The 13,298-nt window shown below is 68.8% G+C and carries 11 protein-coding genes, 1 pseudogene and 1 CRISPR repeat array; of the genes and pseudogenes, 8 read left to right on the top strand and 4 right to left on the bottom strand.

Going from position 1 to position 13,298, the window contains the following annotated elements:
• Positions 1-686 precede the first annotated feature (686 nt).
• The 7 genes and pseudogenes from cas6 to cas2 all read left to right on the top strand — a co-directional run bounded on the left by cas6 (position 687) and on the right by cas2 (position 8,654).
• On the top strand, positions 687-1,376 hold the full coding sequence (cas6, locus tag ACYVD5_RS22095) for a CRISPR-associated endoribonuclease Cas6 (protein ID WP_461003031.1): 690 nt from the start codon (positions 687-689) through the stop codon (positions 1,374-1,376).
• Entirely contained in the window at positions 1,373-2,782 is a 1,410-nt protein-coding gene (locus ACYVD5_RS22100; RefSeq protein ID WP_461003032.1) for a hypothetical protein, read from the top strand. The genes cas6 and ACYVD5_RS22100 overlap by 4 nt, the downstream gene beginning before the upstream one ends.
• Positions 2,782-3,834 (top strand): type I-B CRISPR-associated protein Cas7/Cst2/DevR, encoded by a 1,053-nt coding sequence (gene cas7i / locus ACYVD5_RS22105; protein ID WP_461003033.1) that lies wholly within the window; start codon positions 2,782-2,784, stop codon positions 3,832-3,834. The genes ACYVD5_RS22100 and cas7i overlap by 1 nt, the downstream gene beginning before the upstream one ends.
• Positions 3,831-6,911: a CRISPR-associated helicase Cas3' gene (cas3, locus tag ACYVD5_RS22110; RefSeq protein WP_461003034.1), complete on the top strand. Its 3,081-nt coding sequence runs from the start codon at positions 3,831-3,833 to the stop codon at positions 6,909-6,911. Before cas7i ends, cas3 begins: the two co-directional genes overlap by 4 nt.
• On the top strand, positions 6,908-7,408 hold the full coding sequence (locus tag ACYVD5_RS22115; RefSeq protein ID WP_461003035.1) for a CRISPR-associated protein Cas4: 501 nt from the start codon (positions 6,908-6,910) through the stop codon (positions 7,406-7,408). Before cas3 ends, ACYVD5_RS22115 begins: the two co-directional genes overlap by 4 nt.
• Position 7,409: 1 nt before the next feature.
• Positions 7,410-8,388: pseudogene (cas1b, locus tag ACYVD5_RS22120) on the top strand (type I-B CRISPR-associated endonuclease Cas1b).
• A 2-nt stretch (positions 8,389-8,390) separates the two neighbouring features.
• A complete protein-coding gene (gene cas2 / locus ACYVD5_RS22125; protein WP_461003036.1) occupies positions 8,391-8,654 on the top strand; it encodes a CRISPR-associated endonuclease Cas2 in 264 nt (87 codons plus the stop codon).
• Positions 8,655-8,763: 109 nt separating this feature from the next.
• Positions 8,764-9,379: a CRISPR direct-repeat array (repeat unit 30 nt; unit sequence GTCGCAGATCATCCCTGGAGGGATCGCAAC).
• A gap of 204 nt (positions 9,380-9,583) precedes the next feature.
• On the opposite strand, the gene ACYVD5_RS22130 is transcribed toward cas2, so the two are convergent.
• From ACYVD5_RS22130 to ACYVD5_RS22145, 4 genes are all read right to left on the bottom strand, one after another.
• The gene (locus ACYVD5_RS22130) at positions 9,584-10,312 is read right to left on the bottom strand and encodes a DUF2637 domain-containing protein (RefSeq protein WP_461003037.1); all 729 of its coding nucleotides are present in this window, start codon (positions 10,310-10,312) and stop codon (positions 9,584-9,586) included.
• Positions 10,313-10,705: 393 nt separating this feature from the next.
• The gene (locus ACYVD5_RS22135) at positions 10,706-10,876 is read right to left on the bottom strand and encodes a hypothetical protein (RefSeq protein ID WP_461003038.1); all 171 of its coding nucleotides are present in this window, start codon (positions 10,874-10,876) and stop codon (positions 10,706-10,708) included.
• Positions 10,877-10,969: 93 nt separating this feature from the next.
• Positions 10,970-11,119 carry a hypothetical protein gene (locus ACYVD5_RS22140; RefSeq protein WP_461003039.1) on the bottom strand — a complete coding sequence of 50 codons (150 nt, stop codon included), beginning with the start codon at positions 11,117-11,119 and terminating at the stop codon, positions 10,970-10,972.
• Entirely contained in the window at positions 11,116-12,096 is a 981-nt protein-coding gene (locus ACYVD5_RS22145) for an ABC transporter substrate-binding protein (protein ID WP_461003040.1), read from the bottom strand. The genes ACYVD5_RS22140 and ACYVD5_RS22145 overlap by 4 nt, the downstream gene beginning before the upstream one ends.
• 166 nt (positions 12,097-12,262) lie before the next feature.
• On the opposite strand from ACYVD5_RS22145, the gene ACYVD5_RS22150 reads away from it, so the two are divergent.
• Positions 12,263-13,162, top strand: a complete 900-nt coding sequence (locus ACYVD5_RS22150; RefSeq protein ID WP_461003041.1) for a siderophore-interacting protein — start codon at positions 12,263-12,265, stop codon at positions 13,160-13,162.
• Positions 13,163-13,298: the final 136 nt, after the last annotated feature.

The following is a 13,298-nucleotide window of genomic DNA, read 5'->3' on the forward strand; positions in this document are numbered from 1 at the left end:
CTCGTGAGACAGGGCCGGGTCCTTCACTTCGACGCCGCAGCCTCACGAAAGATCGAGGTTAGCTGAGATGTCGCGTGCCAGCTACATGGACAGTTACAGCACCAGGAATTGTCGCATAGAGTAACGCAACCCTCACAGAAACAAATGGAAGGGATATCGATATCGTGTTCGAGGACGTGCCACTGTGGTCATTGATCACTGGGATCCTGATCGGGACGGCACTGCCACGGTTGCGAGTGGCGAAACTTCAGTTGCGCGTCGCGCTTGAACCGGGGATCGGTTAAGGCCGCCCTTTGCCACACGAGTAATGCCGGGGCACGCGCACAGACATAGGGGCTGGCCTCCAGTTGCTGGAGACCAGCCCCTCGCTACACCTGGCGCGGACTCGGCGGTCAGCACCGCCTTCGAACGCGAATCATCCTTTTCCGACCTTCAGGACTCTTTCGGACATCCCTCCAGGGATGATGACATATTCGTCTCAGCGAAAGAGACAATGTTGCGATCCCTCCAGGGTGTTCCGCTCATGTTAATGCAGCTCTCCGAGCATCCGCGTTGAGGTCCCGCATGTCGATTTTTTCGTTTAGCCCCGCATGTGCGGCCCCTGTGGCTACGCTCCTTCTCGGATTTGTCGGTGGCCTCCGGTAAGCATTCCGCAGAGAGCCCGCCATGGTGAGGGAGGGATACCGGTGCGCTTCTGCATCGAGGTGGCCGCGGCTGATCACGAGATTCCGTGGGAACAGGTCCATGCGCCGGCGCGCGCGGTCCTATATGAACTGGTCGGTGAACACGATGCGGCGCTGGCCGCGGAGCTGCATGACCAGGGGTGGTCCGGTTCGACGCTGCGGCCGCTGGGGATCTGCCCACCGGTGTTCGCGAAGGCCAAGCCCGGCAGCACCGGAATCGCCGTCTGTGAGAACGGGCGCATCCGGTTGGGATCGCCCGTGCCGCGGATCGCGGGGTGCCTGCTGGGAAGCATCGCGCAGCGCCAGGAACTGCGGTGGGGCGGGCTGACGGTGAAGGTCGGCGGTGTGCAGGTGGACCCGGCCCCGGACCATTCCGCGGGCACGGCGGTGTTCGAAACGCTCTCGCCTGTGGTGCTCAAACACGAGAGCCGTTTCCTGCTTCCTGAGGATTCCTGGTTCGTTGACCGGTTTGTACACAACGTCCGACACAAGGCCGACGTTTTAGGGCTGCCGAACGAGGCGGCGGTCGAGGTGCTGGATTCCGGGCCGCGGCGCCGTTTCCACACCGGTAAGGGGTATCGGATCGGAGCCCGGGCCACCGTACGGATCTCCGCGGCGCCTTCTCTGCTCGATGCCCTTTATGACTGGGGGCTGGGGCTGCAGACCGTCCAAGGGTTCGGGTGGGTGAAATGACCCTGACCCCGGAGCCGACCGTGGTGCGGTTGAGCGAACACCCGCTGCAGCGGTGCGGCGCCCGGTCCGTCGCCGAACTAGCCGGGCGCCCCAGCCCCGACCGGGTCACCGCCGAGGACCTGGAGAGCGTCGCCGAGCGGATCGTCGAGGACGTCGTGGCCGCGGCCAGTGCCGCCAAGTCCAGCGCGGCCTATGACTGGTGGAAGGTGCTTTTCGCGCTGTACCCCAATTCCAAGCCCACCCATGCCAAGCGGCCCAAGGATCCGGAGGTGCTGCGTCGGGAGGTGGCGGCGATGTTCGCGCCCGATGGCGGCGGCGGACCGGTGCGGCCGTGCGCGTTCTGCACCGCGGCGGCCACCGTGGTGTGGGCCAAGGCCGCGTTGCCGATGTTCGACTCCGACCGTGTGCTCAATACCCTGCCCACCGGTCTGGCCGGGTGGCCGGTGTGTCGCCCATGCCGGGTGGCGATGTGGGCGCTGCCCTACGGCGCCTGGGTCACCGCCGGGTGGGCCGCGGTCCTCACCAGCGACACGCCGCAGGTCGAGCGGGAGTTCGTGGCGCGCAACACCGTGCGGGCGCTGCGCATCCAGCAGTTGGGGTTCGATACCGGGTCCGCGGGGCGCGGGCCGGAGGCCGCCGCGGTCCAAGTCCTGCGGCCCGACGTGGCCGAGCAGGAGGCTGCGGCCACGCTGTGGGTGTTCAAGAACGACAACCAGGAGCCGTGGTTGCAGGTCCGCAGCACCCGCAGCGGCACCGCCCGGTTCCTGGAGCGGATGCTGACCGACAGCCAGTGCCGAGCCGGGTGGCGCGAGCTGCGTCAGGTGATGCAGCGTCGCGATGCATCGGGGCGCGTGCAGGTGGATGGGGCAACAGCCGCGGCCCGCACCCTTTTCGACCCGGACCTGCAGCCGGCCGATCGGCTGGTCAGCCAACTGCGTTACCAGGCGCGCGAGCCCGGGCGCCTGTCGTGGCAGACGCTGCACCAGTGGCGGGCTCTGTCAGCCCTGTATTTGGAGGTGATGTACGGCGTGGACAACCACGATCTCAAACCGGTCGCCGCGCTTCTGGCGGAATGGATCACGGCTGATTCCAGCCGGGGCCGGTTCAACGAGTACCGGCGGGCGGCCGATCACGGCTACCTGCTGCACAAGGTGCTGATGAATGCCAGTGGCCGGCTGACGTTGGACGATCCCCGGCGTGTCCCTGTGCCGCCGGAGAAGGTCGACGAGGTGGTCGCCGGCGGCGGTTTGCGGTGGCAGGCCCGGTGCCACCTGTGGTTCGAGGTACTGGTGCAACTGCACGAGCGCGGCGCCTCTCTCGCCACCGGCGAGGACGACGAGGCCGGCGATGAGGCGCCGATGCGCCATGAGGACACCGACCCCCTGGCTGACGAGGAGTATGCCTGATGAGTTATCTGGCGGGAAGCATTGTGCTCGCTGTGGAGGCCGGTGCGCCCAACAACGCCAAAGGCGATGGGAGCACCGCCACCCCGGTCAAGCAGGCGCGGGTGCGCGGCGCCACCTACCCTTACGTCTCGGCGCAGGCCTTTCGACGGTGGCTGCGCGAGACCATGACCGCGGCCGGATCCCTGCCCTCGCCCGTTGAGCGCGCCGGCAAGGGAAAAGCGCAGAAGGCGACCACCACGGCCGATCCGGCCCGCTATGCCGACGATGACCTGTTCGGTTACATGCGCGCCGGCGCCAAGGACAGCGACAAGTCCACCACCCTGCGCGACAGCCCTTTCATGGTGGGCACCTTCATGTCGGTGGAACCGGCCCGGCCCACTCAGGACTTCGGCGTGATGGCGCGCGGTGTGGACGATCCGGTACTGCACTCCCACGAGTTCTACACCGCCGACCTGGCCGCCCCGTTCCTGCTGGACCTGCCGCGGGTCGGGACCTTCACCCTGCCCAGCGGCGGCGGCAAGGCGAACTACCTCAGCCCGGAGGCCGCCGCCCAGGCGGCCGAGGCGGCCGCCTCGGGGGCGAGCGCGCTCACGTTCCGCGGGCAGCCCGCGATGCGGCTGCCGCTGGAGCAGCGCCGTGACCGGGCTGGGCTGCTGCTGGAGGCGCTGGCCGAACTGGCGGGGGGCGCGAAGAAGGCGCTGCACTACGGCGACCGCACTCCGGCGCTGGTGGCGGCGGTGCCGATGGCCGGCGGCACCAACCCCCTGGGGATGGTGATCGACGGCGGCCCCGACAACAAAGGGCTACGGGTGCGCGGCGACGTGCTGTCCCAGGAGCTGGATGCCTGGTCGGGGCAGTGGGAGGCGCCGGTGCGCATGGGGTGGCGGCCGGGCTTTCGCGACGCCTCGCGCACCGCGTTCGAAGACGGGGCCGCGGCCTTGCTGGAGGCGGGGCAGGTGCGCATCGACCATCCGCGTACGATGCTGCGCACGCTGGCCGATGAGCTGCGCCAGGGCACCCACGACGCCTGGTTCGAGGACCCCCAGCGATGACCCAGGTCAGCACCGCCCGGGCCCCGGTGGCAGCGGCGCGCATCGAACTGTTCGCGCCGGTCGCCTCCTTCCGCGACCCGATGTTTCCCTGTGTCAGCCGCTGCTTGCCGGTCCCGCCGCCTTCCACGGTGCGTGGCATGCTCGCCGCCGCCACCGGGGCCGGCGCCGAGCCGGTCGTGCTCGGTCTGGCCGCCCACCACGACGGGCGCGGGGTCGACGACGAGACCTACCATCCCATCGCCGCCGACGGCTCCAACCCGGCCGTGGCCGGGCAGGTCGCCGCCGGCAAGGGCGGTCGCACGCTGCGCCAGCGCCCGTTTCTGGTCGGGGTGCACCTGACCGTGTGGGTGCCCGAGCCCGACGCCGAGCGCATCGCGGCGGCGCTGCGCCGACCGGTGTGGGGCCTGCGCCTGGGGCGCTCCCAGGACCTGGTCCACATCCGTTCCATTTGCCGGGTGCGGTTGCAGCCCACCCGCGAGGCGGTGATCGGTCACGCCCTGGCACCGCCCGGCTCCCACGATGCGCCTGCGGCCACGGTGCTGCGTCTGGCCCACACCGTCAGCACCGACCGGTGGACCACCGAGTACGGCAGTTTCCTGTGGTGTGCGCGGCCCGCGGGCCGCGCACCGGTGCGCGGTGCCTACCGCGACCCGACCGACGACCAGGCCGTCTGGCTGCACACCCCCGCCCCCGACGCAGCCGAGCACGCGGAGCTGGCCCAGGTGTGGGCCAAATCGCCGGAGCGCTCACCGCTGGGCCGCCCGGAGTTGCTGACCGAGCACAGCCAGCAGGTCCGCACCACGGCACGCACCCTCGCCCGGCGCATCGGCTCCCCCGGCCTGCTGGCCGAAATCGCCGGTTTCTGGTCGTGGGTGGAGACCGCGGCGCTCCTGCACGACGCCGGCAAGGTCGCCGAAGGCTTCCAACGGCAGCTACGGCCGGGCGGGCCCGCCTGGGGCGAACGCCACGAAGTGCTGTCCCTGGCTTATGTCGATCTGCTCACCCGCACCCGCTCCGCTCACGATCGCCGCATGATCGCGGCGGCCGTCGTCAGCCACCACCGCTGCCTGATCGGCGCCAACCAGCTCGCAGAGCACTACGCGCCCGTCGCCGACTGGAAGAAGAAGTTCGGCATCGACCCCTCCCCCGAACCGGGCCGTCCCCGCACCCAGGTGCCGCCGGCGCGCCACCGCGCCGCCCTGTCCTGGTTCGCCGGCCACCTGCACACCCGAGCCCCCGCAGACGAGCGGCGCAAACTGTGGGAGCTGGCGCGCGACGCCTTCGCCCGCAGCCACGCCGACTGGTGCGCCCCCGTCCCGGGGCAGGAGGGACTGGTGGCGGTCCTGCTGCAAGGGGCCCTCACCCTGGCCGACCACGCCGCCTCCGCCCACGTGGATCTGCAAACCCACATGCCCCTGCCGGCGGACTTCCTCACCACACTGGCCTCGCCCTATCCGCACCAGAAAGACGCCGCCGCCAGCGACGGCCACCTGGTGCTGCGCGCCCCCACCGGAAGCGGAAAGACCGAAGCCGGCCTGGCCTGGGCCTCCCGCCAGATCGCCGCCATGCCCGCCCAACCCCGCCTGGTGTGGGTGCTGCCCTACCGGGCCTCGATCGACGCCGCCCGCGACCGGTTCCGCCACACGCTGATTCCCGCCCCCGGAGACGACAAACCCGACATCGCCATCCTGCACTCGGGAGCGGCGCAAACCCTGCTGACCTGCGCGGTCGCCGACGACACCGCAGCACAGGCCACCGCGGCAGCCGATACGGCCGCCGCCCACAAGGCGCGCGACCAAGCCGACGTGATGCGCGGTCTCTTCGCCCAACGGGTGCGCATCGCCACCCCGCACCAGCTGCTACGGGCGGCGATCGCGGGCCCGCGCTATGCGAGTGTCCTGCTGGAGCAGGCCAACACGGTGATCGTGCTGGACGAACTGCACGCCTACGACCCCACCACCTTCGGCCGGATCTGCGCGGCTATGCGGCTGTGGGAGCAGTTGGGGAGCCGGGTGGCCGTGCTGTCGGCCACCCTCGCCCCGCCCATGCTCGCCCTGGTCGAGGAGACGCTGACCCAGCCGGTCACGCACCTGCAGGCCCCGCAGGGCACCGCCCCTGACCGCCACCGCCTCGCCCTGGACGAGCACCCCATCACCCACCCCCACAGCCTGGAGCGCATCCGCGCATGGCTCGCCCAAGGCCACAGCGTGCTGGTGGTCGCCAACACCGTAGCCACCGCCCAACACCTCTACGCCGAACTGGCCCCAACCGCCCGCACCGCCTGGCCCGACGACGCCAATGCAGCGATCCTGCTGCATTCGCGCTTTCGCGTCTGCGACCGCGCCGCCATTGAAGCCCGCATCACCCACGACTACCCCGAGCGCGACGGAGAGGAATCCCAACGCCGCGGCGGCCTGGTGGTCTCGACCCAATGCCTGGAGGTGTCCCTGTGTCTGGACTTCGACCGGGGCGCCAGCGAGGCGGCTCCGGTCGAAGCCCTGGCCCAGCGTGCCGGCCGCGTCAACCGGCGCGGGCGCCACCCGCAAGGCCCGGTCGAGTTCCGCGTGCACGCGGTAGAAGAAGCCGCCCCCTACGAGTCGGCGGCGCTGGCAGCCGCCTGGCACGCCCTAACCACCACCCCCGGCCCCCTCGTCTCCGAGCAGACCATCGAGGAATGGCTGCGCCAGGCCTACGACACCGGCTGGGGCCGCACCTGGCTGGAGCAGGCGCGCCGCGCCCGCGACGCCTTCACCACCGCCTTCCTCACCTTCCCCGACCCCTTCCACGACCGCAGCGGCCACGCCGATCGCCTCGACGAGCAGTTCGACACCGTCGACGTACTGCTGGAACGCAACCACAGTGAATTCCTGGATCTGCGCGGTCAGTCAGCGCTGCTGGCCGCCCGGCTGCTCATCCCCATCACCTACGGGCAATTCGCCAAACACCGCCGGACCCGCCGGATCTGGTGGGACCGCCAGACCACAACCTGGATCACCGACCTTCCCTACACCGCCGAGCGCGGCCTCGACCTCACCGCGGCCTCCCAGCCCGACCGGCCCGAAACGTCGGTTCTATGAGCGAGGACGCCGAGAGCCTCGGCGGAGTGCACATCAAGTACCTGCTGCACTGCCCGCGCCAACTCTGGCTCTACACCCGCGGCTACCGCCCCGAACACCGCAGCGAAACCGTCGCCTTCGGCGAGGCCGTCGATGAGACCACCTATACCCGAAGGCGCGACATCGACCTGGGCGAAGCCAAAATCGACTGGGTCACCACCGGCGCCGTCGTCCACGAAACCAAATCCTCCCGCCGCCCCTCGCCCCAGCACGAAGCCCAGGTCCGCCACTACTGCCTTCTGCTGTGGCGGCTGGGAGTCAACGTCGCCCGCGGGGTCGTCCACTACCCCCTCATCCGCCGCACCGTCGAGGTCGCCTGGGACGGCGCCGCGCGTGCCGAAGCCGAACGCACCGAGCGGGCCGCCCGCGCCGTCATCGACGCGCCCGGCGCGCAGCCGCGGCTGGAGCGGTCCCAGTGCCGGGGCTGCTCCTACATCGACTACTGCTGGGGAGAATGAATTGAGTGCCTCCGCACGCACCTACTGGCTCACCGAGCTTTGCCGCATCCGCCGGGAAGACAACAGCGTCCGCATCGAACGCCCCGACCACACACCGGTACGCATCCCGATCACCGACATCCGCGACCTGGTGCTGTTCGACCACGCCGACATCAACACCGCAGCCGTTTCCCTGCTCAGCCGCCACAGCATCACCGCCCACGTGCTCGACCACTACGGCAACTACGCCGGCAGCCTCACACCCGCCGAGGACATGTCCTCAGCGCATACCGTGCGCCGCCAGGTACAGGTGACCGACGACTCGGCCGCCAAAACCAACATCGCCCGGGACCTGGTCCGCACCACCGCCGCGAACGTGGCCTGGGCCTTGGACACCAACCTGCTGGATGCTCCCTTGAAACGGCTGAACGAGGACATCGACAACGCCGACGAGTGCGAGAACTGCATGGGCGTCGAAGGCAACTTCCGGCGCAGCGCCTGGGAAGTCCTGGACACGATGCTTCCGCCCTGGCTGCGCCTGGACGGCCGCACGCGACGGCCGCCCACCAACGCGGGAAACGCCTTCATCAGCTATGCCAACAGCATCGTCTACGCACGGATGCTGACAGCTGCGCTGCACACCGCTGCATCCCGCGATCGGATTCCTGCACGCCGACACCGACCGCCGCCGAAACACGCTCGCGTTGGACCTGGCCGAACCGTTCAAACCGCTTTTCGCTGAACGCCTCCTGCGCCGCGCCGCAGCACAGAGAACACTGCGCGAGTCCGATTTCGAATCCTCCGTCGGCCGCGCCTCGCTCAGCAAAGACGGACGCAAGAAGGTCGCCGAGATGCTGCGCACTGAACTGTCCACCACCGTCTACCACCGCAAGCTGCGCCGCAAGGTCTCCTATGAGGAGCTGATACATCTGGAGGCGTTGAAGATCGTCCGGCTCTGTTTGGAAAACGCGCAGTACAAGCCGTTCCGGCCTTGGTGGTAGCCGTGTTCGTGATCGTGGTCTACGACACGCTAGCCGAGCGGAACCCGCGCGTGCTGAAAACCTGCCGCCGGTATCTCCGATGGGTCCAGCGCAGCGTTTTTCAAGGCGAATTGTCCACTGCCCAGTACCGGTCCTTCATACACGCCGTTGAGGCGGTCATCGACACGGGGTACGACAGTGTCGTGATCTACCGTGTCCAAGGTGCCTCTGGCGTGCAGACCGACATTGTCGGGCAGCAACTCGCTTCCGACAGTCCGGTCCTATGAGGTGCCTTCCTATTCTGACCTGGGCGGTTGCATTACCGGCGGACTGCTGCCGGAAACCCGATCGCGGCAGCGCTAAAGGTAGCTCTCACCTGCGATTTTACCGTCGGGTGTCGCAGATCATCCCTGGAGGGATCGCAACAATTGGTAGGCGGTCAGATTCGAGCTGTCCTCGTGTCGCAGATCATCCCTGGAGGGATCGCAACATGACGCGTGCAAGTCTAAATCGTTCAAGACCAAAGGTCGCAGATCATCCCTGGAGGGATCGCAACCCAGCGTGGGCATGCCACAGCACCGCGCCCGCGTAGGTCGCAGATCATCCCTGGAGGGATCGCAACATCGCGGTGTCGGGAGAGCCGAGGATGCGCTGCAGGTCGCAGATCATCCCTGGAGGGATCGCAACTGTTGGCCTGGGAAGGTCACCCGTGTACCCGATCGTCGCAGATCATCCCTGGAGGGATCGCAACAGCACGCGGCGCCGCATCACCCGGTGGCTGCCGAGTCGCAGATCATTCCTGGAGGGATCGCAACAGGAAGAACATGGACCGAAGGTTCGCGCCCGGGCGTCGCAGATCATCCCTGGAGGGATCGCAACTGCATCTGCTCCGCCTCCCGGCGCGCCTTATCCCGTGTCGCAGATCGTCCCTGGAGGGATCGCAACGTGATGACCTGACGGAGATGGCGGACGTCGCCGCCCGGTCGCAGATCATCCCTGGAGGGATTTTGTTCGCGAGCCGTCTCCGCCAGGACTCGCAAGCCGGAAACCGCCGCCTCGAAACATGGACACTCCGCTGCACCTCCCCCAGCAAGAAGCCCATCCGAACGAATACGCCGTTCCCCCCATGGAAGGCCCTCTTTCCTACAACCCCCTACGTTCGACAACATCGTGCCGCAAGCCACCAGGCGAGTGCTCCGACTTCGACCGACTCCGGCTACGCGGCGCTCTCCTGGAGCACTTCTTGCTGCCCTCGTTGTTTGACCAACCGGCCCCAACGCTGTTTCCGCCCGAAGGCTTCGGCGATCTCGCCGCCGGTCGGCAGTGAACCGTCCTCGCGGCGATGGCCCAGTGCCCACTTCCAGGCCTCGACTTGGACGGGTGGCACAGCTGTCCCCAGACCGACAGAGCCGAATGCCGGCGCCACAGCGTCCTCGGGTTCGAGAACGCGGAATCCTCCATAGGGGCGCTGCACGCCTGCAGCGCCGGCTTCCTCGTCCGGCTCCGGCGCACAGCCGTCGCTCGTTCCGATCCGCTCATCGTCTGCGTATGCGGCGCGTTCGCTGCGGGCGGCCACGCGGAAGTGGCGCATGAGCAGCTCGTAGGCGCCCATCAAGGCGAAGCTCGGCCAGGCGTGGATCACCCGCGACCACGCCGTCGGGTCGGCCACCGCAACGTTGGCGGCCAGGGACGCGGCGCTGCCCACGATCAATAGCGTCCAGGGCAGCACTCCCCCGCGCCGGCCCTGGCGGGCGTCGCTGAGCAGGGACATGGAGGCGGCGACGATCATGCCGTCGACCGACAGCGGGAACAGGCCGGCGCGCCATGACGGTTCGCCGTGGCGCAGGGCCAGCTCGAACATGTGGGCGTAGGAGACCACGGCCGCGATGGCGGCCAACAGACAGACGGTCGCGACGGTGGTCCAGCGCGACACCGGACTGGACATGGGCACTCGCTCCCCTTCGCAGGTCATTAGCCATACGCAGGAGCCGGGCGCCGGTGAGCACTACCGTGGACGCACGTCTCAGAAGCTCGTGGAGACGGCGTCAGTGCGCCAGCGGCGTGGAGACGAAATGGAGACAGGAAGATGTCTCAACAGGGCTCAACGGCGTCGAACGACTCCCAATGAGGGCCTCTGACCTGCGACTCCGCACATCGGTCCAGGTCGGCCGGAGCGCCGTACTACCTTGACACGGTAGAGGTCACTGGTTCGAATCCAGTATCGCCCACCAGAAACATCGCAGGTCAGGATGGGTCTCTCAGATCTGTCCACGGAAGGCGTCAGCCGCCGTGGGAGATATCTGGGAGATCATTCTTTTTTCACAGGGTCGTTGAACCCTCAGGCGGCATCGTCCCGGTAGTGCCCATCGGCCAACTCCGGCACGAACAGCTCCGGTTTTCGTCGCTCTGCGTGATCGAGCCCGGTGAGGCTCTCCTCCCACCGGCGGGTCAGCACCTGCAGGATCCGGGACTTGGTCTCGGGTGTGACGTGCTCGTAGACATCGGCCATCCCCGGCATCCGATGCCCCAGCCGCGCCGCCCGACCCACTTCGGGGATACCGTCGTCGGCCAGCCACGTGCGGTGGGTGTGGCGCCCCTAGTCTTAGCGGACCTGGCCGAACGGCACTCCGCCCAGCACACTCGAAGCGTGCACGTGGCCCTCGAAGAACGCCTCCTGGCCGCCGGAGGCGAACGCCCGGTGCACGGCCTTGCCCGAATACGACAGCCGGAAGCCGAACAGGCACAGCGTCATTCGGCCCCGCCCTCCACGTTCGCCAAGTGCGGCCGCAGGGTCTCCAGCGCGTGCGGGATCGACAGCGGCGTGGGGGTGTTGAGCGCGACAATCGTCGGGTAGTCCAGGACGGCGACCGTACCGGGAAGCTCATCGAATCCGGGGATGTCGCCCAGTTCGCTCTCATCACCGCCGTTGACCAGGAAGGCCACGAAGTCAGCGCGCAGCAGGTCGGAGCGCTCGGTGCTCACGCCGATCCGCGCCTCGCCGGTCTCCTCGCCCCTGCGCTTGACCGGCGGGTACATCCGCATGCCCAGGTCCTGGAAGAACGTGCTCGACCCGTCGTGCTTGTCGGCGACGATGTACATCTTGTCGCCGACCACATACTGGGCGAGCGCGAACGTCCGGCCTTCCAGCCCCGGCATGTCCGCCGCCGCGGCCTCGACCTCATCCTGGACCGACGCGGCGATCTCGTCGGCCGCCGCGGGCTTGTCGAGGACCCTGCCGGCGATTCCGACCAGCTCCGCCCAGGGCATGACCTGGCGCTCGTCGAGTGAGGCGATCGTCGGGGAGATACGCGAGAGCAGCCGGTAGCTCTTGCGGTCCGGGATTGTGTAGGTGCCGAGGATCAGATCCGGTTCGAGCGCGGCGATCTGTTCGACCGGAAGCCCGTCCGCGAGCGACAGCGGCTCCGCGTCGCCGGAGAGGTCCTGCCAGGGCACGCCGGATTCGGGCATCGCCGTGTCGTCCGGGTAGCCGACCGGTTCCACGCCCATGGAGAGCATGACGTCGATCCACTGCAGATCCAGGGTGACGACGCGCTTGGGCACCGCTTCGACGGTGGTGGTGTCGAACCGGTGCTCCACCGCGACCGGTTCGGACAGGGAGGGCCCGCCGGCGGCGTGCTCGGAGTCCGGGGCGCCGCACGCGGCCGCGCCGAGGACGAGGGCGGCTGCGAGCGCGATCGGGCGGGCGAAACCACGGGGGATGATTTTCATAAGGTGAGGCTAACCTCAGTCGATCGCCGTGTAAACCGTCGCCCCCCGTGGTGGCCCGGGTCCTTCTATCCGCATATCCCCGCAGCACCCCCTTTGCTCGCCCCCTTGAAGACCGCATTGACAATCAATTAGGTTAACCTAACCTAATCGAATTGGAGGGTGTGTCATGACCTCGGTACGTGAGGGGATCCGGCGGCTCAGCAAGCAGGGCCAAGCGCTTAGCTGCCGGGTGCGGATTGCGTCGGTCTCCGCGGTCTCTGACGGCTTCACCCGGGTCGCGGTCGCCGGCGACGAACTGGTCGACTACCGCGACGCGCTGCCGGCCGACGCCTTCAAGCTCCTGCTCCCCGCGGACGGCGGCGGTGACGTGGAGTTCCCGCAGCGGGGCGAGGACGGGCTGCCGTACTGGCCGCCGAACGCCCGGCCGCCGGTGTTCCGCGCGTTCACCGTCCGCCGCTTCGACCGCGGCGGACGGCGGATCACCTTCGACGTCCTGCGGCACGATGGGTTCACCCGGCGGTGGCTGGACAGCGCCTCCGTGGGCGACACGATCGGCCTGGCCGGGATGCGCCGCGAGTTCCACCCCGGCGCCGGGGTCGACCGCCACCTCCTGGTCGGCGACGCGAGCGCCCTGCCCGCGGTCGCTGCGATTACCGAGTCGCTGCCGCCGCACGTCCCCGCCACCGTCTACCTCGCGGTCGGGCACTCATCCGACAGGGACCTGCTGAGGCCGCGCGCGAACGTCGCCGTGCACTGGGTGGCGGGCGGTTCGCCCACTGGCGCCGGGTCCCCGCTGGAGCGGGCCGTACGGGACGGCGAGCGGGTCGGCGGGCGCGTCCAGGCTTGGCTCGCCGCCGAAGCGGGAGTTATGCGCGGGGTGCGGCGCCTCCTCCTCGGCGAGCTCGGCGTCGCGCGGACCGACCTGCACTCGGCCGCCTACTGGAAGTCCGGCCTGGACGGCACGCGGCTGGACGGGGTGGGCCTGCGGCACTACCAGCAGGAGGTCGCCGCTGGCGCTGACCCGGCCGACCCCGATACCCGCGACACCGTCGAGCTCAACTACTAGTTGCATGAGGGCTGGACGTGGGTAACGCCTGTCGGGAGCGGAGTGCGACGCCCTCCCACCGATCCCATAGCTCCGGCACCGACCGGACACACCACTTGAGCCCATTACTCCCCCACACTGCGCGGCGGCCACGGCA

The organism is Streptomonospora sediminis (genome assembly GCF_054778995.1).